19 protein-coding genes are annotated in these 25,435 nt (G+C 33.5%); 8 read left to right on the top strand and 11 right to left on the bottom strand.

Features of this window, described 5'->3' with window-relative positions; all coding sequences use genetic code 11:
• The first annotated feature begins 10 nt into the window (after positions 1–10).
• A complete protein-coding gene (locus P2W65_RS11660; RefSeq protein WP_289665729.1) occupies positions 11–1,102 on the top strand; it encodes an ankyrin repeat domain-containing protein in 1,092 nt (363 codons plus the stop codon).
• Positions 1,103–1,121: 19 nt separating this feature from the next.
• On the opposite strand, the gene P2W65_RS11655 is transcribed toward P2W65_RS11660, so the two are convergent.
• Positions 1,122–2,102 (bottom strand): Gfo/Idh/MocA family protein, encoded by a 981-nt coding sequence (locus P2W65_RS11655; RefSeq protein ID WP_289665727.1) that lies wholly within the window; start codon positions 2,100–2,102, stop codon positions 1,122–1,124.
• Between the two features lie 135 nt (positions 2,103–2,237).
• Here P2W65_RS11655 and P2W65_RS11650 point away from each other — a divergent pair, with 135 nt between their 5' ends.
• The 3 genes from P2W65_RS11650 (at position 2,238) to P2W65_RS11640 (ending at position 8,240) form a co-directional block, all read left to right on the top strand.
• Positions 2,238–5,237 (top strand): amidohydrolase family protein, encoded by a 3,000-nt coding sequence (locus tag P2W65_RS11650; RefSeq protein ID WP_289665725.1) that lies wholly within the window; start codon positions 2,238–2,240, stop codon positions 5,235–5,237.
• A gap of 37 nt (positions 5,238–5,274) precedes the next feature.
• The gene (locus P2W65_RS11645; RefSeq protein WP_289665724.1) at positions 5,275–6,582 is read left to right on the top strand and encodes an amidohydrolase family protein; all 1,308 of its coding nucleotides are present in this window, start codon (positions 5,275–5,277) and stop codon (positions 6,580–6,582) included.
• A 341-nt stretch (positions 6,583–6,923) separates the two neighbouring features.
• Positions 6,924–8,240 carry an ammonium transporter gene (locus tag P2W65_RS11640; RefSeq protein ID WP_091496157.1) on the top strand — a complete coding sequence of 439 codons (1,317 nt, stop codon included), beginning with the start codon at positions 6,924–6,926 and terminating at the stop codon, positions 8,238–8,240.
• Between the two features lie 392 nt (positions 8,241–8,632).
• On the opposite strand, the gene P2W65_RS11635 is transcribed toward P2W65_RS11640, so the two are convergent.
• From P2W65_RS11635 to P2W65_RS11625, 3 genes are all read right to left on the bottom strand, one after another.
• Positions 8,633–10,723 carry a protein-disulfide reductase DsbD family protein gene (locus P2W65_RS11635; RefSeq protein ID WP_289665721.1) on the bottom strand — a complete coding sequence of 697 codons (2,091 nt, stop codon included), beginning with the start codon at positions 10,721–10,723 and terminating at the stop codon, positions 8,633–8,635.
• Positions 10,723–12,033 carry a tRNA lysidine(34) synthetase TilS gene (tilS, locus tag P2W65_RS11630; protein ID WP_289665719.1) on the bottom strand — a complete coding sequence of 437 codons (1,311 nt, stop codon included), beginning with the start codon at positions 12,031–12,033 and terminating at the stop codon, positions 10,723–10,725. Before tilS ends, P2W65_RS11635 begins: the two co-directional genes overlap by 1 nt.
• 120 nt (positions 12,034–12,153) lie before the next feature.
• Complete coding sequence (locus P2W65_RS11625) at positions 12,154–13,440, bottom strand: anthranilate synthase component I family protein (RefSeq protein ID WP_289665717.1); 1,287 nt, start codon at positions 13,438–13,440, stop codon at positions 12,154–12,156.
• A 274-nt stretch (positions 13,441–13,714) separates the two neighbouring features.
• On the opposite strand from P2W65_RS11625, the gene P2W65_RS11620 reads away from it, so the two are divergent.
• Positions 13,715–14,611, top strand: a complete 897-nt coding sequence (locus tag P2W65_RS11620) for a DUF4349 domain-containing protein (protein WP_289665715.1) — start codon at positions 13,715–13,717, stop codon at positions 14,609–14,611.
• A 211-nt stretch (positions 14,612–14,822) separates the two neighbouring features.
• Positions 14,823–15,197, top strand: a complete 375-nt coding sequence (locus tag P2W65_RS11615) for a DoxX family membrane protein (protein WP_179006764.1) — start codon at positions 14,823–14,825, stop codon at positions 15,195–15,197.
• Positions 15,198–15,256: 59 nt separating this feature from the next.
• Here the strand turns inward: P2W65_RS11615 and P2W65_RS11610 are convergent, their stop codons facing one another.
• The 5 genes from P2W65_RS11610 to P2W65_RS11590 form a co-directional block, all read right to left on the bottom strand.
• Positions 15,257–15,802 carry a lipocalin family protein gene (locus tag P2W65_RS11610; RefSeq protein WP_289665713.1) on the bottom strand — a complete coding sequence of 182 codons (546 nt, stop codon included), beginning with the start codon at positions 15,800–15,802 and terminating at the stop codon, positions 15,257–15,259.
• 160 nt (positions 15,803–15,962) lie between these two features.
• Positions 15,963–17,366 (bottom strand): dihydrolipoyl dehydrogenase, encoded by a 1,404-nt coding sequence (gene lpdA, locus P2W65_RS11605; RefSeq protein WP_135221143.1) that lies wholly within the window; start codon positions 17,364–17,366, stop codon positions 15,963–15,965.
• 368 nt (positions 17,367–17,734) lie between these two features.
• Entirely contained in the window at positions 17,735–18,034 is a 300-nt protein-coding gene (locus tag P2W65_RS11600) for a type II toxin-antitoxin system RelE/ParE family toxin (RefSeq protein WP_289665711.1), read from the bottom strand.
• A complete protein-coding gene (locus tag P2W65_RS11595; protein WP_289665709.1) occupies positions 18,015–18,260 on the bottom strand; it encodes a hypothetical protein in 246 nt (81 codons plus the stop codon). The genes P2W65_RS11600 and P2W65_RS11595 overlap by 20 nt, the downstream gene beginning before the upstream one ends.
• A gap of 112 nt (positions 18,261–18,372) precedes the next feature.
• Positions 18,373–18,831, bottom strand: coding sequence for an Lrp/AsnC family transcriptional regulator (locus tag P2W65_RS11590; protein WP_008462051.1), 459 nt, complete (start codon positions 18,829–18,831; stop codon positions 18,373–18,375).
• A gap of 355 nt (positions 18,832–19,186) precedes the next feature.
• On the opposite strand from P2W65_RS11590, the gene P2W65_RS11585 reads away from it, so the two are divergent.
• The gene (locus P2W65_RS11585) at positions 19,187–20,416 is read left to right on the top strand and encodes an aminotransferase class I/II-fold pyridoxal phosphate-dependent enzyme (protein ID WP_289665708.1); all 1,230 of its coding nucleotides are present in this window, start codon (positions 19,187–19,189) and stop codon (positions 20,414–20,416) included.
• A 252-nt stretch (positions 20,417–20,668) separates the two neighbouring features.
• Here P2W65_RS11585 and P2W65_RS11580 read toward each other — a convergent pair whose 3' ends face one another.
• Both P2W65_RS11580 and P2W65_RS11575 read right to left on the bottom strand, forming a co-directional pair.
• Positions 20,669–21,766 (bottom strand): DUF695 domain-containing protein, encoded by a 1,098-nt coding sequence (locus tag P2W65_RS11580; RefSeq protein WP_289665707.1) that lies wholly within the window; start codon positions 21,764–21,766, stop codon positions 20,669–20,671.
• A gap of 141 nt (positions 21,767–21,907) precedes the next feature.
• Positions 21,908–23,842: an amino acid permease gene (locus tag P2W65_RS11575; protein WP_289665705.1), complete on the bottom strand. Its 1,935-nt coding sequence runs from the start codon at positions 23,840–23,842 to the stop codon at positions 21,908–21,910.
• Positions 23,843–24,227: 385 nt separating this feature from the next.
• On the opposite strand from P2W65_RS11575, the gene P2W65_RS11570 reads away from it, so the two are divergent.
• Entirely contained in the window at positions 24,228–25,385 is a 1,158-nt protein-coding gene (locus tag P2W65_RS11570) for a Gfo/Idh/MocA family protein (protein WP_289665704.1), read from the top strand.
• The last annotated feature ends 50 nt before the right edge of the window (positions 25,386–25,435 follow it).

Raw genomic sequence — 25,435 nt, 5'->3', positions numbered from 1 at the left:
AACTTAAAAAATGTCACTTTCACAAGAAGAATCAAACGAAACAAAATTAGCATGGATCAAGGCAGAAGAAAATCCTTGGGGTTGTGAACTTTTAGATTTACGGCCATTTACACAAACTATGATTTCGACTTCAGAGAATCCAATAATGGCTCAGAATGCTGTTTCCTATAATGGCGAAAGCGGTACTTCTTTTTTTGGCAAACGTCCTCAGAATGAAAAGACGATAGTCACAAATCTCTCTTATAAAATTGATCAAACACTTTATCCTGGAGTTTTGTTTACGCCCTATACAATGGAAAACAAATGGGCAATTTACTTTGATGGTGAATATTTGATTTTTATTCGAAGCTGGCTCAGAGAAGTTTTTGTTGTTGCTAAAACCACTCAAAAAAATAATGAACTTATAATAGAATCCATTACTGGAGAATTTACTGAAAACGAAAGTCCAGTATTTACACAAGCCGTTCTGAATTTTCTTTTGATCAGCCATGCGATTGGCGAAGTAATTCCTGCTCCCATACCAAAATCCTTTAAAAGTGATCTTGACTATACTGCTAAATGGGCATTCTCAACTTATGGGAATATGGCTCAAGTAGGGATATTTGATCGTGATAAAAGTTTTCCATCAGATTCTCCTTTACGCAGTCATTCCTTACTTCATATAGCTGTTGCACGTGGAGAAATAAATGAGATCGAAAACCAATTTAATAATGGAACTTCATTAGAAACTTTGGCAGGAGATGGATTAGCACCTTTGCATTGGTCAATTGCTCCTGAAACTAATGACTCTTTGATTAAATTACTTGAATTAGGAGCCAATCCAAATTCATTGACTAGCGAAGGTGCAACTCCGATAATGAATGCCGTTCAATCTAATAAAATGGATAAACTAAAATTACTTCTGAAATCGGGTGCATTAGTTAACATACAAGATTACAGAGGCTTTACGGCTTTACACCGAGCTGCCGAAAGAGGATACATTGATATGGTAAAATTTTTACTAGAAAACGGCGCCGATAAATCAATTTCTACCCAAGGTCATACCGCACTTTCACTTGCCGTTATGATGAACCAGCATGAAATAGCAGCACTATTAAAGTAAAAGAATATTCTAAATCGGATTAGGCAAAACTTAATCCGATTTGTGTTTTAATTTCTTCAACTATCTTACTCAAATCCAAACTGTTTTGATGTGACCAAAGTTCACTTTCAATTTTATTATTTCTAATACAATTATGGCATTCTATCGCTTCATGTGTATATCCTTTTCCTAAAGCCGGCAGACTAAAAACTGCTTCTTCTACTCCATTTTCAAACAAAGAATATCCATCTGCTATGTACCAAGGAGAATTTAAATGAAATTTTCCCTTTGTTCCGCTGATAGAAGCTTTCATTTCAGAATCTGAAACAATAGAAGCATGCAGAATTGATTGGGCATTTTCATATTGCAAGATTATAGAAGTCTGTAAATCAACTTTGTTTTGATGCATGATTGCTTTTGCTATAATCTCCTTTGGATTTCCTAATAATATATAAGAGAGAAATAAAGGATAAACTCCAATATCAAACAAAGCACCGCCACCAAGTTCTTTATCAAAAAGCCTTTTGTTTTCGGTTTCACTTCCGTAAAAAGCAAAATCGGCGTTTATATAATTTATGTTTCCAATTGCTCCGCTTTTTACCTTTTCTAAAACATCTTGAATAGATGGAATAAAACGTGTCCAAAATGCTTCCATAAAAAACTTATTGTGTTTTTTAGACGCCGTGATCATTCTCTCAGCATCTTCATACGATAAAGCCATAGGTTTTTCGCATAAAACATGTTTCCCTTTTTCCAGAGCTTTTATTGCTAATTCGGCATGTGAGTTATGAGGTGTTGCGATATATATAATTTCAACTTCTTTATCTTCTAAAATCAAATCGTATGAATTATAAATTCTTGAGGCATTAAATTTTTCTCCAAACTGTTCCGCTTTGGTAAAATTTCTGGAAGCAACTGCTGTAAGTTCCGCGTCTTCCAACAGCAATAAATCAGCTGCGAACTGGCTTGCGATATTTCCTAAACCTATAATTCCCCACTTTATCTTATTTACTTTTTTCATTTAATCAGATTCGGATTTACTAATAAACATGCTTTTAAATCAATTCTCTAAAAATAATCGAAAAACCATTTACAAAAAAATAAAACTGGTATAACATATATTTCATATTTTTAGCAGCAAAATTGTAAATACTATATGAAAAAAGCCCTACTACTATTCTTTTTGAGCGTTTTTTTAACAAAAACGTATGCTCAAGACTACTTTCCGGTTAATGAAAGTGTGCATAACAAAAATAAAAACTACACCGTTTTTACCAATGCCACAATTTATGTCACTCCAAGTCAAAAAATTGAAAAAGGAACTTTACTTATTCAAGACGGAAAAGTAATTGCTGCTGGAACCAACATCACCATTCCTAAAAACAGTATCACTATTGATCTTACAGGAAAAACAATTTATCCGTCTTTTATTGATATTTATACTTCTTTTGGAATTGAAAACCCCAAAAACAACATGTCGCCAGGACGAAGCCGAAATCAAACTTATGATACTAAAAAATCTGGTTATTATTGGAATGAAAGCATCAGACCTGAAGTAAATGGGTATGAATCTTTTAAATACGATCAGCCCAAAGCAGATGAATTGCTAAAAGCTGGCTTTGGAGTTGTTGGGACACATATTCCTGATGGAGTTGCTCAAGGAACTGGTGTTTTGGTTGCCTTAAACAATCAAGACAACAGCAAACAAATCATTGCTAATAAACTTACCAATCATTTTGCCTTTACAAAAAGCGCTTTGACCAATCAAGCCTATCCAAGTTCTTTAATGGGAATGATGGCTTTACTGCGTCAAATGTATCTGGATTTAGATTGGTATAAAAAAGGAAACTCTGAAACTAAAGATTTATCATTGGAAGCATTGGCAGCTAATGAAAAACTAGTACAAATATTCGCTACAGAAGACAAATTAAACAGCTTAAGAGCTAATAAAATTGCCAAAGAATTTGGCTTAAATTATATCTTAAAAGGAAGCGGAAACGAATTTGAAAGAATAGAAGAAATCAAAAACACGAATGCTAAATTTATTATTCCAGTAAATTTCCCTGATGCTTATGATGTTTCAAATCCGTATCTATCCAATCAAATTGAATTGGCGGATATGCGTTTCTGGAACCAAGCACCAACTAATTTAAAAGTCCTGTCTGATAACGGAGTTATCTTTGCATTAACTACAGATAAACTGAAAAAAATAGAAGACTTTAAGCCTAACTTGTTAAAAGCTATTAAATATGGTTTTGACAAAACAAAGGCTTTAGAATCCTTAACAACAATTCCTGCTGCTCTTTTAGGAAAAAGCAATGAAATAGGAAGTTTAAAAACGGGAAGTTATGCCAACTTTATTATTACTTCTGGAGAAATTTTTGACGAAAAAACGGTTTTATACGAAAACTGGGTTCAAGGATCTAAATTTATAGTAAATGATCTTAATGCCAAAGATATTCGCGGTAATTATGATTTAACAGTTGGCAAGGATACTTATAAATGGAAAATCGATGGAACTGCTGAAGCTCAGAAATCTGAAATTACAACAGCCGATTCAAAAAAGATTAAAAGTACTTTCTCAATCGCTAAAAACTGGATTACACTAGTAATTAAACCTGCCGACACCATCAATTCAAGCTTTACACGTTTGACTGGATTTATTGAAAATCAGCAGAATTTATCTGGTAAGGCGACTTTGTCTAACGGAGAAGAATTGGTTTGGAATGCTGTAAAAACAAGTCCTTTTACAGTTGTCAAAGATTCGACAAAAGCAGAGAAACCAAATCCTATAATGCCAGTAACCTATCCAAACGTGGCTTTTGGAGACACAAAAAAACAAACTGCCCAGACTTTATTATTTAAAAATGCTACCGTTTGGACAAATGAAAAAGAAGGTATTCTAACAGAAAGCGATGTTTTAATCAAAAATGGAAAAATTGCTGCTGTCGGCAAAAATCTTTCTGATGCATCTGCCACTGTAATAGATGCTAAAGGAAAACATATTACAAGCGGTATTATTGATGAGCATTCGCATATTGCCATTTCAAAAGGTGTAAATGAAAGCGGCCATAATTCTACTGCCGAAGTAACGATTCAAGATGTTGTAAATTCTGAAGACATTAATATTTACAGAGATTTAGCTGGAGGCGTTACTATTTCGCAGTTATTACACGGATCAGCAAATCCTATTGGAGGCCGTTCTGCAATTGTAAAATGGAAATGGGGTTCAGCTCCAGAAGATATGTTATATAAAAACCAGCCTAAATTTATCAAGTTTGCTTTGGGTGAAAACGTAAAACAAGCCAACTGGGGAATCGACAATCCTACTCGTTTTCCGCAGACTAGAATGGGTGTCGAACAGGTTTTTACAGATTATTTCCAATTAGCAAAAGAATATGATGAAAATTGGAAAAAATTCAATTCGGGAAATAAAAAAGGAAAAGCGCCAAGAGTTGACTTAGAATTACAAACTTTGGCTGAAATCATCAACAAGGAACGTTTTATTACTTGTCACTCTTATATTGAATCTGAAATTTTAATGCTGATGAATGTTGCTGAAAAATTCAATTTCAGAGTCAATACTTTTACTCATATTTTGGAAGGATATAAAGTGGCAGATAAAATGAAAGAACATGGTGTTGGGGCTTCCACATTCTCAGATTGGTGGGCTTATAAATTTGAAGTAAATGACGCCATTCCGTTCAATGGACCAATTATGCATAATGAAGGATTAGTTGTAGCCTACAACTCCGATGATGCAGAAATGTCTAGACGTTTGAATCAAGAAGCTGCAAAAGCAGTAAAATATGGAAATATTTCTGAAGAAGATGCTTGGAAATTTGTTACACTTAACCCTGCAAAATTATTACATATCGATGATAAAGTAGGAAGTTTAAAAGTAGGCAAAGACGCTGATGTTGTTTTATGGAGCGAAAACCCGTTATCTATTTATGCTAAGGCTGAAAAAACAATTATTGAGGGCGTAGTATATTTTGACCTTGAAAAAGATGCAGAAAAACAAACAGCTATCAGCAAAGAAAGAAATGAATTAATTGGGCAAATGCTGCAAGAAAAGAATAAAGGAAACAACACACAGCAACCAACCAAAAAAGAGAAAAAGGAATACCACTGTGATACTTTAGAACAATGGTAGAAACTTTAGAAAATTCATAATGATTAATAAAGAAAAGATGACACATAAAAATATATTTAAGCTGTTTTTACTATTTTTTGCTTCAGTTCAGCTGAATGCACAGCAGATACCTGCTCCAAAACAATCTAAATCGGTTTTAATTTTAAATGCTACCGCACACTTAGGAAACGGAAATATTATTGAAAACAGCGCTATTGGATTTAAAGATGGAAAACTCACATTAGTGGCCGATGCGTCAACAATAAGATTAGCCGATAATGCTTATGATACTACAATTAATGCAGCAGGAAAACATGTATATCCTGGTTTTATTTCGCCTAATTCGACTCTTGGTTTAGTAGAAATTGATGCAGTAAAAGCTTCTAGTGATGAAGAAGAAATTGGAAGTTTTAATCCGAATGTTAGAAGTATTATTGCTTATAATTCTGAATCTAAAGTTGTAGAAACCGCTCGTCCTAATGGAATTTTAATTGCACAAGTTACTCCAAGAGGCGGAAGAATCTCTGGAACATCTTCAATTGTACAATTAGATGCATGGAGCTGGAAAGACGCTATCTTGAAAGAAAATGACGGAATTCATCTTAATTTTCCCTCTAGTTTTAAAAGATCTGGCAACTGGTTTGAACCTGGAATTATTGAGGCCAATAAAGATTATCCGAAACAATCTGAAGAAATCAATGCTTTTTTTGTAAATGCTAAAGCGTATAATCAAACCGCTCCTAAAGAAAGAAACATTGTACTTGAAGCTACAAAAGGATTGTTTGATGGAACACAGATATTGTACATTCACGCAGACGAAGAAAAACAGATCGTAGATGCTATTCAGTTAGCTGTTGATAATGGTATAAAAAAGATTGTGATCATAGGCGGTTTTGAAGCTTACAAAGCGGCTTCGACACTGCAAAAACATAATGTTGGCGTATTACTAAGACGTGTTCACGACATGCCTACAAGTGCAGATCAAGATGTTAATTTACCTTATAAAATGGCCAAAATACTAACAGACAAAGGCATTTTAGTTGGGTTAGAAAACAGCGGTGATATGGAACGTATGAGTGCAAGAAACCTGCCTTTTCTTGCTGGAACTTGTGCAGCCTTTGGTTTAGACAAAGAAAAAGCAGTACAATTAATAACATCAAATACCGCAAAACTTTTAGGGATTGATACTTTATGCGGTACTTTGGAAACAGGCAAAGATGCTACTTTATTTATTTCTGAAGGCGATGCTCTGGACATGAGAACAAACAAACTCTCTACAGCTTTTATTCAAGGAAGAAACATCAATTTAGAAACTTTTCAGGTTAAACTTAGCGATAAGTTCAAGGCAAAATACAATCAGAAATAGTTATAAATTTCAATTTAAGAAATGGCATCAGGCGAATTATTCGTTTGATGCCATTTTCTTTTATAAAAATAATCATTTTTAGAAAATCACAAAGAATACTTCAACAATTAACCAAAAACTCTTCATTATTACCTTCATTTAATCTCTAAAAACATCAAAAAACACAAACTAGCTCTATTTTCGATTAAGAAATTGTAAAATTTAAGTCATTTTTAACAGATACACTCAAAACAGAGGGGGTTAAAATGAAAAATTAACAAAAATTAAACACTAAACCATATTTTTTAAGGGGGTATTAAATCATTTTATACTTTTATCAAAAATTTTAAAACTAAATAACTATGCGAAAAATTATTTTAAGTGTGATTCTTATCACTATTTTGGTACTAACCTTTATTTCAAATTTTATCATTGCTGATAACCCAATTCCAGCTGAAGCTGTAAAATTTGATACAGGAGATACGGCTTGGATGATCGTTGCAACTGCTTTTGTATTGTTAATGACTCCCGGTTTAGGATTTTTCTACGGAGGAATGGTAGGTAAGAAAAACGTAATTAGTACTATGCTTCAAAGTTTTATGGCAATGGTAATTGTTACTATTTTATGGACTGTTGTTGCTTTTGGATTAGCTTTTGGACCAACCATTGGAGGAATTATCGGAAATCCATCTTATAATTTATTCTTTCAGGGAGTTGGAACTAATACAGCTTGGAGCTTAGCACCAACTATTCCTTTTATATTATTCGCATTATTTCAGGCTAAATTCGCTATCATTACTCCTGCATTAATTACAGGTGCTTTTGCAGAACGTGTACGTTTCTGGGCTTATTTATTATTCATGGTTTTATTTATCTTATTCATATACACTCCACTTGCTCACATGACATGGCATCCTGATGGAATTTTCTTCAAAATGGGAGTTCTTGACTTCGCTGGTGGAACTGTAGTACATATGAGTGCCGGATGGGCTGCGTTGGCTGGAGCAATCTTCTTAGGAAAAAGAAAAGTTCAAAAAGTTAACCCTGCGAGAATTACTTATGTATTATTAGGCACTGGTTTACTTTGGTTCGGATGGTTTGGTTTTAATGCTGGATCTGCATTAGGAGCTAACGGTCTTGCGGCACAAGCATTAGGTACAACTACTGTTGCTGCTGCTGCTGCTGCGATGGCTTGGGTATTCCTTGATAAAATTTTAGGACACAAATTATCTGCTCTTGGAGCTTGTATCGGAGCTGTTGTAGGTCTTGTTGCTATTACACCTGCAGCTGGTTTCGTAAGTATCTCTCACGCTATCTTCATCGGTTTATTCTCTGCAATTGTGAGTAACCTTGTAGTAAGCAAATTCCCTAAAGGAAAAATTGATGATGCACTAGATGTATTCGCTTGTCACGGTGTTGGCGGTATGGTTGGTATGCTTTTAACTGGAGTTTTTGCATCAAAAGCGATCAACCCAGCTGTTGGAGATAACCAAGGTTTAATCTTCGGAACACCAACTTTATTCCTAAACCAATTAACTGCTCTAGTTGTGGTATCGATCTTTGCTTTTGTTGCTTCTTATGTTTTATTCTTTATCGTAAACAAAATTACTCCTTTAAGAGTTACTGAAGAAAAAGAAGACTTAGGATTAGATATCTCTCAACACGGAGAATTCTTATAAGATATTAATTTTCATATTCATATTTAAAAAAGCGCTCTAATTACTTAGAGCGCTTTTTAGTTACCGATGAAATATTCCTATGAAATGACAATCGATTTAAATGGTTTTCATTAAAATATAGCCAAAAGGATATTCTAAAAATCAAGAACTACTCTTTTTGTTTTACTTTTTTCATCAATGAAACAGTCCTACCGAATAACAAATCGAAGTAAATAGTTTTCTTTAAATGCGAACAAAATAATTATGCAAAAAAGGCTGTCTCAAAAATCGAGACAGCCTTTTTATTTGAATTAATTTTAACCCCCAAAGAAAAATTAATTTGCTAGAATAAAGCTCTAATTCTATATTCTATATTCTATATTCTATATTCTATATTCTATATTCTAAAAACATTATTTAAAATTAGAAATCCCTTCTTTCAGCCATTGCAGATATTCTTCTGTACTAACGTAACTGATTGTTGGTTTAGTATTATTTAAATTATTTCCTTCTAAATCTGTAATCACATACAAAGGCTGTGTGTTCGTTTTATATTTAGAAATCATAAAATCTGTCCATTTATCTCCTGCTGTAATAATTTTATCTCCTGCAGCTGTAGTGAATTGTTCTTCTTTTGGAAGCTCACGTTTATCGTCAACATAAAGCGAAATTAACACAACATCATTTTTAAGAATTGGCAAAACCTCTGGTTCTGACCAAACATTATTTTCCATCTTTCTGCAATTTACACAAGCATAACCTGTAAAATCGAGCATGATTGGCTTATTGATTTCTTTTGCATAAGCTAAACCATCTTCATAATCATGGAAAACCATAATTCCATGTGGGCCTAATTCTGCTCCTGCAGGTAAACCTTTGGGATCAGTATTTACAGCTGCATGACCTGATCCTCCAACTCCAAACGGACTTTCGCTATATTGCGGTGGCGGTGGGAAAGCACTAATTAATTTTAATGGCGCTCCCCAAAGTCCTGGAATCAAATACATTGTAAACACTAAAGTTAACAATCCTAAATACAATCTTCCAACAGAAATATGCTGTATCGGGCTATCGTGAGGTAATGTAATTTTCCCGAATAAATATAATGTAAGTGCTCCAAAAATAGCAATCCAAATTGCAATGAAAACTTCTCTTTCTAAGAAATGTAACTGTAAAACCAAATCGGCATTTGATAAGAATTTGAATGCTAAAGCTAATTCTAAAAATCCTAGAACTACTTTTACAGTATTTAACCAGCCACCTGATTTTGGTAATGAATTCAACCAACCTGGGAACATTGCAAATAACATAAATGGAAGTGCTAATGCAGATGAAAATCCTAACATTCCAACAACTGGTGCAATTCCTCCGTTTGAAGCAGCTTCAACCAATAGAGTCCCAACAATTGGTCCTGTACAAGAAAAAGATACAATTGCTAAAGCCAAAGCCATAAATAATATTCCAATTATTCCGCCTCTATCCGCTTGCTGATCTGCTTTATTAGCCCATGAATTTGGAAGCATAATTTCGAAAGCTCCTAAGAATGAAGTCGCGAAAATGATTAGAATTACAAAGAAAATCAAGTTAAACCAAACATCTGTCGATAAAGCATTTAAAGCATCGGCTCCGAATATTTTGGTTACAATCAAACCTAAAATTACATAGATAGCAATAATTGAAAGTCCATAAAAAATAGCATTTCTAATTCCTTTTGCTCTGCTTTTACTTTGTTTAGTAAAGAAACTTACCGTCATAGGAATCATTGGGAAAACACATGGTGTTAACAATGCTGCGAATCCTGATAAAAATGCGATAAAAAATATAGACCATAAACTTCTTGCAGGTGCCTGAGCAGGAACTTCTTCTTTGGAAGTCACTTCGCTATCTGCTTTTTTAACATCAGATTTTGCTGTTTCTGCGACAACTGGTTTTACAGTATCTACTGCAATTCCAACCGTTTTAGTTTCGTCTAATTTATCTTCTTTTACAACTGGAACATCCTCTACTTTAAAGGTGGGCGGAATTGCAATCGAGAATTTTTTGCTCGAATTGATGCAGACTTCTTTACAAACCTGAAAATCAAAATCTACATCAACCGTTTTTAAGTTTGGATTAATGATTTTTATTTCCTGCTCTACATGAGCTTTTCCTTCAAAATAAGTTTCATCTACACCAAACACATCGTTGAAAGAAGTTTTCGTTTTTCCTTCTTTTGCTTTTCCAACTAATTCGTAATTTCCTTTTTGATTTTTAAAAGTAATTTCCAAAGCAAGAGGCCCGCCTTCTGGAGTAAATTGTGAATACATATGCCAGTCTTTTTCGATAACTGCGTCGAAAATTAATACAGCATTATTCCCTTTCTTTTCAATTTTAGATGTCCATTTTACTGGTTCTAATATTTGAGCGTTGCTATTTGCAAAAGCAAAGAAAAACAAGAAAAGTAAAATAGTTTTAGTCCAAACGTTTTTAAACTGATTGTCCTTTAGAGTTTGAGTAAAGTTCATTATTGCAATTCTATTTTTAGTATATTATTTGTGGTTTTCTTTATTTTAAAACGTTCGTCCTGTCTCATTCCAACAACCCAAATTATTTGATCATCAGAACATAAAAGCCAGATTTTCTCTTTTTCAATCAATGATAATTTTTCGTCTTTAAAAAGCTTGCTAACTTTTTTTGATTTCCCATTCATTCCGAAAGGCTGAAAAACATCGCCATCTTTCCATTTACGTAATATTAAAGGATACTGGATTTTATCGGCATCGACAAATATAACCTTATTTGAATCTAATGTTATGTGACTAACGTTACAAAGAGACATTTTTAAGGGAAAATTAACTTCTGTATCGTTTTCATTAATTTGATATTCATCTTTTTCTGATGTTTCAGAAAATGGACTTAAAATCAATGTTTCTCTATTTTTCAACAACCTGAATTCTCCCGAAAAGATTTGTTTTCCCGACTGTCCTTCGACTAAATCATAAATGTCTTTCCAAGCAGAAAAACCAAATTCATTTAACCATTGATACAGATACGATTTATAATTAGGTAGTTTTTTCAATTGATTTAAATCGAAATGAATATCTTCTTCTGCTTCTTTTGCCACCTGCTGATAAATCATAATTGAAGCATCTTCCACCATTTCTTTTGACTCTTGAAGAAACGATTGTGTTTTTTGAAAAGCATCTAAAAAGTTAGGATTGATTTCTTTTAAAACGGGAATCAAATTATGACGAATCTTATTTCTTAAATATTTTGTTGAAGCATTACTGCTATCTTCACGCCATTCGATTTCATTTTCTTCTGCATATTTCAAGATTTCATCTCTAGAAAACGGCAGAAGCGGACGAATGATTTTATCATTTTGTTCTGGAATTCCAGTTAAACCTTCCAAACCAGTTCCGCGGGTTAGATTGATTATAAAAGTTTCCAAATTATCATCGGCATGATGCGCGGTTAAAATATAATCGAAGTTTTTTTCTTCTAACATTTCATAAAACCAGCTGTAACGAAGTTCTCTTGCCGCAACTTGAGTAGACAATTTATAATCTTTAGCAAAAGCCTCTGTATCGAAATGTGTGGTAAAAATTGGAATATTATTTTGTTTGCAATAGTTTTGAATAAATTCCTGATCTCCAAAACTTTCTAATCCGCGAAGCTGAAAATTACAATGCAAAACCGCAATTTCATACGGCAGTTTATGCAATAAATGCAGTAAAACCATACTATCTAATCCACCGCTTACAGCCAGAAAAAGCTTTTTTTCGGCTAAGAATGGAAACCTAGAAATGATATGGCTTTGAAATTTTGAAAACATCCGATAAAAGTAAAAAATTAAATTCGATCTATTTTTAAATGAAATGTTAAGCGAGTTTTTTTGCCACGAATTCACGAATTATTTTGATAATCTTTGAGAATAATTCGTGGCGCAAAAAAATTACTGTAAAACCTCGTGCATTGCTTTGGCTTTCAATAAACATTCTTCATATTCCTTTTCAGGAACAGATTGTGCTGTTATGGCGCTTCCAACTGAAAATGAAACGTACTTATTTTCCTGATTGTATAAAATACTTCTGATCACGACATTAAAATCAAAATCCCCTGTCGGCGTAAAATAGCCTACGGCACCGCTGTATAATCCTCTTTTTGTTTCTTCTAAGTTTTCAATTATTTGCATTACCGAAATTTTAGGCGCACCAGTCATACTTCCCATTGGAAATGTTGTTTTCAATACCTCTACAGCCGAATATTGCGGATCCAATTTTGAAGTTACCGTAGAAATCATTTGATGTACCTGCAGAAACGAATAAATTCCGCAAAGTTCTTCGACTTCAACGGAACCTTTTTGTGCTGTATGCGATAAATCGTTTCGAACTAAATCGGTTATCATGATATTTTCAGCGCGTTCTTTTTCGTCTGAAACCAAAATTGCTTTTGACTTTTCATCTTCAACTGGATCTTCAAAACGCTTAGAAGTTCCTTTAATTGGCTGGGAAATAATTTTATCTCCCACTTTTTTAATATAACGCTCCGGCGAAGCAGAAAGTAAATACTGTTTGTGATTTTTAAAGAAAACCGAAAAAGGTGCTTTTGAAATTTCATTCAGTTTCTGAAACTTTTCCAACGGATTTATAACTACATCTTCAGCATAAAATTCCATGCAGAAATTAGCTTCGTACATATCTCCAATATGAATATGTTCCAGCATTTTATTTACTTTTTCAATATATAAATCTTTAGAAATACGTTGTTGCACTTCAACTCCGTTTAGTGTGACAAATGTTTCGTTTTGAATTTTTATAATTTCTTCAAAATCTTCTTCGACTTCATCATCACAAAACATTAAATATTGAATTTCAAGCTGATTTCCCTTCAGAATAAAAATCTTTTTAGGTTGAAAGAAAAACAAATCGGGAAAATTTAATCCGTCGAAATTATTGGACTGAAGGTTTTCTACATCATTTTTAAGATCATAAGAAAGATATCCCAAAAGCCAGTCTTTTGTATTTTGCTGATACTGTTTTAAATCCTCAAAAGCATTATAATAATCTGTTTTTAAAGACGTAAAAGCATCAACAGCCAATAGACAATCAAAATCAGAATATTGTTGTGGATAGGAATTACTGTCTAAAAAAACGACTTCTCGAAACTGCTGTGCCCAATTTAAAAGCTGTTCTTTAAACAGTTCGGGATTGGTAATATTTTTATGGATGGATACTCTCAAAAACGAATAAATTTTAAACTTCAAAATTACGACAAAAAATATCCTTCAATAAAGTAATACGAAAAAAATATTGGCACACTTTTTAGTATATCGAATTAGTGCTAATTATTAAAACTTTTCTTTCGTTTTATTTAAAAACTCACTCATTAAAAAATGACGCAGATTATTTTTTAAGCTTTAAATAAAATCATTGAAAACCTTTTAATCCGTCGCTTAAAAAGTTAACCTGAATAACAGGTACAATATCATTTACTAATCAAATTTTAAAACCTTTATGAAAACAATTGCAAAATTAGGATTGACTTCCTTGATGATTACTTTAATATTACTTTCTTGTAAAAAAGCAGACTATAATCCTGCCGAAACAACTTCAGACTCCAAAATGTTATCAGACAGCACAGCCATATCATCATCGGCCGCAGTGGAAAAAAAAGACAGCAAACAGAAATTTATTCGAACAGCTGAACTAAAATTTAAAGTCAAAAATGTCGTCAAATCTACTTATGCAATTGAAAATGCAGTTCAAAAATTTGGAGGTTTTGTTACTTATACTAATCTTCAAAGCAATATTATCGATCAGATTAAAACTAAGATCAGTCAGGACAGTACATTAGAAACTACTAAATATGCTGTAGAAAACAATATTACCATTCGTGTTCCAAACACCCAACTCGATACTATTATTAAAAGCATTGCCAAACAAATTGACTTTTTAGATTTTAGAATCATCAAAGCGGATGATGTTTCACTAAAATTTCTCGCTAATGAGCTTTCTCAAAAAAGAAGTACTGTTTCTGCACAAAGAGTCGAAAATGCAATTGATTCTAAAGGCAAAAAAATAAATGATATTATAGATGCCGAAAATACTTTAGCCAATCAAAAAGAAGCTAGCGACAACCGCACAATAGCAAATTTATCATTGCAAGATCAAATTAATTTTAGCACTGTAACATTGCAGCTTTATCAAAACGAAACTATAAAACAGGAAATCATTGCAAGTGAAAAAGACAGCACCTATTACAAACCTAATTTAGGAATTCAAATTATCGATGCTTTAAAAAGTGGCTTGAATATTTTGCAAGCTATTCTAATTTTTATTCTTAATCTGTGGCCTATTATTCTTATTGGTTTAGGCGGTTTTTTTCTCTACAAAAGATACCTTAAGAAATAAGAAAAATGGTAAAAACACTACTGTTTAATAAGAAAAAATTCGTTATATTTGATATACAATTAGATTAATACCAAAATTAACCTGATTTGATTGTAAATTTCTTAAAAACAGACCACAAAAAATATAATTTGTGATTTTAATTTGAGACTTGAACACGCATCTTTTCCAATAACTTAATTATATTTTTTAACCTTAAAAAATCCTAAGTAATATGAAAATTGCCACCATTATTGTCCGTGTTTTAATTGGTCTTTTATTGCTTTTTGCATCGATCAGTTATTTTTTCCACCTGATGCCCGAACCGGAAACCACCGGAAATTTCAAAGCCTTTAATGTTGGTTTAATGGCTGCGACATATTTAATGCCTTTAGCAAAATCAGTAGAATTACTTTGCGGACTCGCCTTCGTCAGCGGTCGTTTTGTAACTCTTGCCAATATTCTGATTTTACCAATCACAATCAATATCCTTTTTATCAACTATTTCTTAGCGCCAGAAGGTCTTCCTATTGCGGTTCTGCTCTTCATAGGCAATATATTTTTGATATACAGATATTGGGATAATTATAAAAGTGTTTTTACACCTTGATTTAAACCGTTTCAAAAAAACAATAAACCCGACAGTTAAAGAGCTGTCGGGTTTATTGTTTAATGTGCTTTATCGTGTTTTACCCAGACCAAATTAGATACATTGTATCCTATTTCCTGAGCTTTAATTAAAAAATCAGCTTTTATGCTTTCCGGCATTTTGGTTTCTCTGGAAAGAATCCACATATAATCCAAACTTTTTCCAGCAACAAGAGCATATTTGTAATCATCGTCTACTGCGATTACATTGTATCCAGAATAAAAAGGACCAAAAAATGAGACCTTAAGCATACCAATATTGTCTTTTTTGACAAATCTAGCTTTCCCGATGCTTTGTTCCCATTTGTCTTTTTTGACATTATAGCCCTTATTATCGACTTTTATGGTTCCATTCTCGTTAAGAGAATATTCGGCAGTAACATTATCTAAATCTCTTTCCCATTTGTAATCTAACCTTGCTATTTCGTACCATCTGCCTAAATATTTGGCTTTATCAAAATCAACAACTGCTGTTGCATTTTTAGGAATAGTCGAACTACTACAGGAATACAATAGGAAAGCGATTGTTGCTCCAAGTAAAACAGGAGCTATATATTTATTTTTCATGATGTAATCTTTTTATTATCATAAAGATAACATCAGAATCTCACATCTAATTTACAAAATTTTTATTCAAGTTTATATTTTTCAAGCATTAAATTTAGTCCAAAACAAAACCCCGTTAGATATTAATTCTAACGGGGTTTGAAATAGTATTAAGCGTAAATTATACGTGTAAAGCTCTGTTTTCAGTTGCTGCTAATGCTGCTTCTTTTACCGCTTCCGCGAAAGTTGGGTGCGCATGGCTCATTCTTGAAATATCTTCAGCAGAAGCTTTGAATTCCATAGCCGTAACTGCTTCAGCAATTAAATCTGCTGTACGAGCACCAATCATGTGAACTCCTAAAACCTCATCTGTTTTTTCGTCAGCCAAGATTTTTACGAATCCATCTAAATCAGCACTTGCTCTTGCACGTCCTAACGCTTTGAAAGGGAAACTTCCAGATTTGTATTTCACTCCAGCCGCTTTTAATTGCTCTTCAGTTTGTCCAACTGCTGCAACTTCTGGCCAAGTGTAAACTACACCTGGAATTAAGTTATAATCGATATGTGGTTTTTGACCTGCTAAAATTTCAGCAACCATTACTCCTTCTTCCTCTGCTTTATGTGCTAGCATCGCTCCACGAACAACGTCTCCAATAGCATAGATATTTGGAACATTAGTTTGTAAATGATCGTTTACTTCAACTTGTCCTCTGTCAGAGATTTTTACTCCTGCTTTATCAGCGTTTAATCCGTCTGTGTAAGGACGACGACCAACAGAAACTAATGAATAATCTCCTTCTAAAGTAATAGTTTCTCCTTTTGCATTTTCAGCCTGAACCACAACAGCATCGCCGTTTCTTTCAACTGATTTTACTTTGTGAGAAACATAGAATTTCATTCCTTGTTTTTTCAATACTTTAGTCAACTCTTTAGAAAGAGCACCGTCCATTCCTGGAATGATTCTGTCCATGAATTCTACTACAGAAACCTGAGCGCCTAAACGAAGATAAACTTGTCCAAGCTCGATTCCGATAACTCCACCACCAATGATTACTAAATGTTTTGGAACTTCTTTTAAAGCCAAAGCTTCAGTAGAAGTGATGATTCTTTCTTTATCAATTTTGATGAATGGTAAAGAAGATGGTTTTGATCCTGTAGCAATTACAGTATATTTTGCTTCGATAGTTTCAGATGTTCCGTCAGCTTTTGCAACAGCAATGTGAGTTGCATCTACGAAAGATCCTAAACCATTGAAAACAGTGATTTTGTTTTTATCCATTAAATAATTGATTCCGCCTACAGTTTGATCAACAACAGCTTGTTTGCGGGCAATCATTTTCTCTAAATTGATTTTTACATCGCCAGAAACTTCGATTCCGTGATCTGCGAAATGAGCGATTTCTGAATAATGATGTGAAGAAGATAATAATGCTTTTGAAGGGATACAACCTACGTTAAGGCAAGTTCCGCCTAATGAATTATATTTTTCTACAATTGCAGTTTTGAAACCTAATTGTGCGCAACGAATTGCTGATACATATCCTCCAGGACCTGAACCTATAATGACTACGTCAAATGAACTCATAGTATTTTGTTTTTATTTTAGCGGTTACAAAATTAAGCAATAAAGTTTTGTTTAAAGTTTAATTTTCAATGTTTTTTGTGTGAAATTTGAGGCGATGGGTTTCTGCCACGAAGGCTCTAAGGCACAAAGTTTTTTTTTGTTTTTTTGTTTCGCAAAGACGCAGAGCCACAAAGTTTATCCACAAGCTTGTCATCCTGAGGAACAAAGGATCACACTAGAAGCTCCGCATGCAAGATCGCCAATCTTTGTAGAGTTTCGTGTGTGATCCTTTGTTCCTCAGGATGACAAACTGGACGTAGACGCACTGCAGTGCATCTCTACAAAAAAACCTTTGAATCTTTTTCTACCTGTTACTTTGGGCCTCTTTACTAAGGTTTTCTTTCTGGATTTCTTGAAGTATGAAATACTGAATAAATAATTATTTCATTTCCTATAATCTCATAAATGATAACAAATGGAAATTTAACCAAAGTCCTTTCTCTGTAGCCCGGTTGTCTTTTAATTTCAAATAATTCTGGGTTTGTTTTTAAAACCTTGAGATAAGATCTTAAATAAGTTAGAAAGTGCTTTCCTAAACCTTTACTCCTGCTTTCGTAAAATTCAATAGATGCATCAATTTCATTTTCTGCTAATGGTAAAATTTTGATTTTAAAAACCATATTTCGCATTCAATCGCTTTTCTGTTTCTTCCCAAGAACTCGCCTGTATTTCTCCAGACGGATATTTTTCTCTTTCTTCAGCAACTAAATTATAATGTGAATCAGGAACAATTGAATCTTTTTCGTCATGATTTATAGCATCGAAAACGCTTTCCAAAATTTCTAATTTAGAATCGTCGTCAATAAATTTTCCAAAATCTTTTATAAGCTTACGTCTTAATTCCTTCGTTTCCATTTTGCTTTTATTTAAACTCAAATTTAAGATTTATAATGATTCAATTCTGTTAAAACTTTTTTTTGCCACAAAGGCACAAAGTCTCAAAGTAAAAACTTAGAACCTTAGCATCTTAGAAAGAAATTACAGTCGAATTCTTCACTTCACTAATCATAAACATACTTTGCGTACTTCCAATATGCTGTAGTGAAGTTAGTTTGGTTACTAGAAATTCTCTGTAAGCTTCCATATCTTTTACCAGAACTTTCAAAATATAGTCATAATCGCCACTTACATGATGGCATTCTAAAACCTCGTTTAGTTTGATGACTTCGCTTTCGAATTTGGTTAGGAATTCTTTGGTGTGTTGAATCAATTTTAAATGGCAGAAAACTACAAATCCTTTTTCGATTTTAGATTTGTCGACTAATGCGACGTAGTTTTTTATTATGCCTTCTCGTTCTAGTTTTTTGATTCGTTCGTATACCGCTGTGACAGAAAGATCCAGTTTTAATGATAATTCTTTGGTTGTTTTTTTACTATCGGTTTGTAGTAAAACGAGCAGTTTTTTATCTATGGCGTCTAAAGTCATGGTTTCTATTTATAGTTTTTGGTTTGTTGCTGAGATGAAAGAAAATCTACTAAACTATATTTCTTATATCAAATTTAGATTAAAAATCATTATAAATACATTTTTATAGTTTTAAAATCTAATTATCAATTTTATAGTTGATTAATTTTCTAATTAGATCTTATTTTGAATAGAATTTCTTTTGAAAATGAGTGCCCTAGCCCTGATAGAAGTGGAAAGCCTTTTGTGTCTCGTTTCTTTAACGAGACACAAAAGATTGAAACGGATAGCAGGAAATAGCTCCTAAAAAATCTCAATTTCAAAAATCAATTTCAATAGCAATTTCAACAAACAACAAACAACAAACTAAAAACTAATGAACGATTTTAACCCAGCAGATAAAATTCAGGATTTGCAATACTTTGGTGAATTTGGCGGTGTGAATCCGTCAATTTCTGATTCTTCGACTTACACTTTTCTTTCGGCTAAAACCATGTTTGATACTTTTGAAGGAAACATGGAAGGATGTTATTTATATTCACGTCATTCGTCGCCAAGTAATTTGTATTTAGATCAGGCTTTGGCAGCGATGGAAGGAACAGAAACAGCAAATGTTTCGGCTTCGGGAATGGGAGCAATTACGCCTACTCTATTACAGCTTTGCGGTGCGGGCGACCACATCGTTTCGAGCCGAACTATTTATGGTGGGACTTACGCTTTCCTGAAAAATTTTGCACCGAGATTCGGAATCGAAACGAGCTTTGTTGACATTACTAAATTGGATGTTGTTGAAGCTGCGATTACGCCAAAAACGAAAGTTTTGTATTGCGAAACGGTTAGTAACCCACTTTTGGAAGTGGCGGATATTTCTGGTTTGGCTAAAATTGCTAAAAAGCATAATTTGAAATTGGTTGTCGATAATACATTTTCGCCACTTTCTGTTTCTCCAGCAAAATTAGGCGCTGATATTGTAATTCACAGTTTGACCAAATACATTAATGGAAGTAGTGATACGGTTGGCGGTGTTACTTGCGCTTCGAAAGAATTTATTAATTCGTTGAAAAATGTAAATTCTGGTGCGAGCATGCTTTTAGGGCCTACGATGGACAGTTTGCGTTCTGCAAGTGTGATGAAAAACCTTAGAACACTTCATATCCGAATTAAACAACACAGTCATAATGCACATTTTCTGGCTGATCAATTTGAAAAAGACGGTTTAAAAACGGTTTATCCAGGATTAAAAAGCCATCCAAGCCATGAATTATACAAAACAATGATTAATCCTGAATATGGTTTTGGAGGAATGCTGACGATTGACGTTGGTTCTTTGGAAAAAGCCAATGAATTAATGGAATTAATGCAGGAACGAAATCTTGGATATCTGGCGGTAAGTTTAGGTTTTTATAAAACATTATTCAGCGCGCCTGGGACTTCAACTTCTAGCGAGATTCCGTTGGAAGAACAGAAAGAAATGGGATTGACAGATGGCTTGATTCGTTTTTCTATTGGTTTGGATAATGATATTCAGCGTACTTACGAAATGATGAGGGCTTGTATGGTTGAAGTTGGAGTTTTGAATTCCGTAGCCATTCTCCAAGAAGTTTGAACAGAGATTCACTAAAACTTTTCTCTCGCAGATTTGGCTGATTATGCCGATTTATATAGAAACTATAAAAAAAAATCTGCTAGATCTGTGGAATCTGCGCGAGAAAAATTATTCAAAATAAAAATAAACATTCCTCTATAAATAAATTTGCACATTTTTTATTAGCTTGTTTGAATCCGCTGGAGATTTTTCTCTAAGCGGATTTTTTATAAAAAAGCCGTTTTGAAGGTTATCAAAACGGCTTTCTGTACTTTATCTTGGCTCGTAATGTCTAAACGTTTGCCAATATTTGTCTTTGTAGATTTCGTAGCTTATATCTAACGAGTTACTGTATTTTTTAATTATTTGGTCTGCTGTTTTTGACGGTTTTCTGAAGTCTTTGCAGGCGAAATAGATTTCTCTTTTATTGGCTAAGGTTTCTCTTCCTACGTTTAGATAACCATCTAAATCTTTAAGTTGGAATGTTATTTCATCTTCGATTTTATTTAACAACTGATAAGTGTCTTGATCTGGCATTCCATTATTATTGTTACTTCCATCAAAAGGAATTGTAATTAAAAACAACCATGGATGAGATGCTTTTTTATCCCATGTTAGAAGATCTCTATTAACTATTGCTATGACGACTCCACCTTCTTTTGTAGTCCCTTCAAAACTTGAATAACCATCATTTTCTGTATTATGTCTAGTACCTTCGTATTTCTCTACAAATTCTTTTTCTCTCCATATCAAATAATCTTTTAGCTTTTCGATTGGAATTAACTCTCCAGAAATATCATTTGGCCCAACCACTTTCATATTATCTATTAAGGTAACAGAATGCAATTCGCCTAAATAATTGTCAAGAAAAATATATACTCCACTAGTTACTAACTTTTTTTTATCTTTTGAAAAATGGTCATAAACTATTGTCAAATCGATTTCATCAGGATAGTCTTTATGCAGGTTAGCGAAAAATTTTAAATTATTTTTATCAAATTCAAAACTCTCATAGCTTATTCTTACATCATCAATATCTAATGCTGGTTTAAGAGCCGTAATTTTCCAACCCTCCATTTGTGGAGCAGCATTTACTAATTCTTCTATTACATAAATATTTTGAAGTACTCCATCTGGAGTCAAAATTAACTCAGCTGTTTGATCATCAAACATTCCAGTTACAAAATAAATATCTTCATGAATTTTATCTAGTTTAGGAGCTAGTTTGTCAAAGAAATCTTTATTTATGTTCTTACCCTTTTTTACAATTTCAAAAAATTGCTTTTCGTTTTTCGAAAACCAATTCCAAAAATCACTATAAACATCTATTGAAGAGTCTTTTTTGCCCAACAACTTATCCACAAAATTCATATCTAAAAAAAATTAAAATTCACAAAAAACAAACCTAATAAAAAAACTTTTAAAAAATAAGAATATTTCTACAAAAATATACAAAAAACAAAAAGCCGTTCTGAAGTACTTAGAACGGCTTTTCTATAAAAATTTTACTTTTTAAACTATATTTTCAGTATTCAGTTTACTGTTTTTTCGGCTGTAGCCAAAATAAATCAGCAATCCGATTATTAACCAAACTGTAAAATAAATCCAGTTCCATACACTTAATTCAGCCATCATGTACAAACAGCATATTAAGCCCAAAAGCGGAATCAAAGACAGATTTTTTCTGAATGCCCAAACCGCTAATCCAACCAAAACAAATAAGAAAATCCACATTGGAATCTTGTGTTTGAATAAGCTAAAACCTGATTCATATTTCGCAGAGTCCGCAATTGGCAATCCTTTTACAACTTCAGCATATTTAGTTTCGTCATCTTGATATTGTCCTAATAAATGCTCTAAATCTGATGTTTCAGCCGTTTTATTATTTACTTCGATGCTTTCTAAATATTTGAAAACTTTCTCAGATTCTGATTTATCTAAAGAGGTTACAATCGAAGTCGCATCATAAATCTGTGGTTCATTATTGATAAACGCCATTGTTGCTTTGTTGTTGAAAGCAAAAGCATAATACAAGCCTGCAATCATTAAAACTGGCAAAATGAATTTTGAATTGACATAAGGCGTTTTGAATTTCCCTCTCGGAATTTCAGGTTTGTTTTGTAAAACCAAAACTCCTGCACAAACTAATACAAAGGCAAATAAAGTTCCGATACTGCATAAATCCGTTACCATTGTTAAGTTTAAGAATAATGCTGGAACTGCCACTACAAAACCTGTAACAATAGTTGCAAAAGATGGTGTTTTGAATTTTGGATGAACGGTAGAAAATTTCTTTGGCAGTAAACCATCACGACTCATGCTCATCCAGATACGAGGCTGTCCCATTTGGAAAACCAATAAAACGCTCGCCATTGCCACTACTGCACTTACCGCAATAATTCCTGACATCCATTTTAAGTCTAATTTATCGAAAACGAATGCTAGAGGATCTCCAACATTTAATTCGTGATATTTTACCATTCCTGTTAAAACTAAAGCAATGGCAATATAAAGTATTGTACAAATGATAATCGCCCACATCATTCCGCGTGGTAAATCACGCTGTGGATTTTTACATTCTTCGGCAGTGGTTGAAATCGCGTCAAAACCAATATAAGCAAAGAAAACGGCAGAAACTCCTTTTAAAACTCCTCCAACTCCATTTGGCGCAAACGGATCCCAATTTGCTGTATCTACATAAAATATTCCCACTGCGATTACCAAAAGTACCACACAAAGTTTTACTACAACCATTAAGTTACTGGCGTTACGAGATTCTTTCATTCCTCTATACACCAAAGCTGTAATCAAGATAATGATAAACAAAGCTGGCAAATCGGTTACAAAATGGAAAGATCCAATTGTTGGTGCTGTTGTCCAGGCTGTGTGTGCCTGTTGTAAAGCTGTGCTTAAATTTCCGAATGATTTTCCGCCTCGCATTAAAGCTTCGGCATCATTAAATCCGTTTGAAGCCGTTAGGTAGTCCATCTGAATCCATTGCGGTAAATGAATACCACCACTTTGGAGTAATCCTGTAAAATAATCACTCCACGATATGGCAACGGTTATATTTCCGACGGCATATTCCATAATTAATGCCCAACCAATGATCCAGGCAATTAATTCTCCAAAAGCTACATACGAATAGGTATAGGCACTTCCTGAAACGGGTACCATGGACGCAAATTCGGCATAAGCGAAAGCGGCAAAACTACATGCTAAAGCCGTAAATAAGAATAAAAAGATTACCGCTGGGCCACCATCTGCACTGGCTTTTCCAATTGTACTAAAAATTCCTGCTCCAACAATAGCCGCTATTCCGAAAGCTGTTAAATCTCTTGTAGTCAAATGTTTTCCTAATGCATTATGACCGTCTGTTTCGTTCTGTGCAACCTGCTTCAGAATATCTTGCACTGTTTTCTTTCGGAATAAACTTGAAAATGCCATATATGTTTTGCTGTTATAAATTAATTTAATTCAGTCGTTTTTGTTTTATTTTGCAAATAATGCAAATTTTATCGGTAAATCAAATTTATGAAACGTGATTTTTTTCTGCCACGAATTCACAAATTATTTTTTCTGCCACAAAGACGATAAGCGAAAAGGTTTTTGGCCACGAATTCACGAATTTTCTCTAATTAATTATTGCCTCTGATTTCACAAATTAATACCGATTTTTTTAACCTATTTAACCCATAAATTCTGTGGCTAAAAAATTCTTTGTGAACTTTGCGTAATTCTTAGCGCCTTTGCGGTTAAATTAATAACAAATGTAACATTTCTCAAAATGAGCTTACTAATTAAGTAGTATTTAATTTTAAAGAATCATTTTATGGAAAAAATTTCACGACGTTCTTTTGTAAACATATTTGGTCTGGGTGTTGGCGCTTCGGTAGTAATGACCACACTTCCTTCTTTTATGACTGAAACAGAAAAAACTCATGTGCCTTACACTGGAAAAAAATTAAATATTGCTTTATGCGGTTTAGGAAACTATGCTTCTTTACTGGCTGAGGGACTTCAGGTTTCTGAATATTGTCAACTTGCCGGAATTGTTACTGGAACTCCCGCTAAAGCTGAAACATGGAAGAAGAAATACAATATTCCTGAAAAAAATATTTACAATTATGAAAATTTTGACTCAATTGTCAAAAACAAAGACATTGACTTAGTCTATGTTGTAACTCCAAATGCATTGCATAAAGAATTTACTGTTCGTGCAGCAAAGGCTGGAAAACATGTTATTGTTGAAAAACCAATGGCAATTACAGCCGAAGATTGTGAAGAAATGATTAAAGTTTGCAATGATAATAATGTGCAATTAGCAATGGGATATCGTTTGCATTATGAACCAAATCATTTAGAGATAAAACGATTGGGACAAGAAAAGGTTATGGGACAGGTTCGTTACATAGAAACTGGACTGGGCTATAGTACCTATGATGTTCGTGACATAAATAAACCAGTCGATTTAAATGCCCGTAACGAATGGAGACTGACTAAAAAATGGGCTGGAGGCGGTTGTTTGATTAATTTAGGAATTTATTGCATTCAGGTTTCGCGTTATGTCTTAGGCGAAGAACCAATTTCAGTTACGGCACAATTTGGACATGTCAATAATAAAAATATGTTTTCTCAAGTTGAGGAAAATATCACTTGGCAAATGGAATTCCCAAGCGGTGCTGTTGCGAATTGCAGCAGTTCTTGTGGCTTTGGCATTGATAGATTTTACGCTGCTGCAGATGAAGGTTTCTTCGAGATGAGTCCTGCTGTGAGCTATGGCCCTTTTATAGGGAAAAGATCTGATGGAAAACCATTTAATTTCCCCGTTATCAACCAACAGCAAACCCAAATGGATGAAATTTGTAAAGTTATTTTAGCCAATAAAAAACTTCCAAATCATATTACTGGCGAAGAAGGCATCAAAGATGTTAGGATTATTAATGCAATTTATAAAGCTGCTGAAACAGGCAAAAAAATAAGTTTGTAATAGTTATATTTCTCTCGCAGATTTGGCAGATTCCGCGGATTTTTGATTAT

This window comes from Flavobacterium panacagri (assembly GCF_030378165.1).
GTDB lineage: Bacteria > Bacteroidota > Bacteroidia > Flavobacteriales > Flavobacteriaceae > Flavobacterium > Flavobacterium panacagri.
The sequence above is the reverse complement of the archived record's forward strand: the minus strand, read 5'-3'. Positions and strand labels throughout refer to the sequence as shown.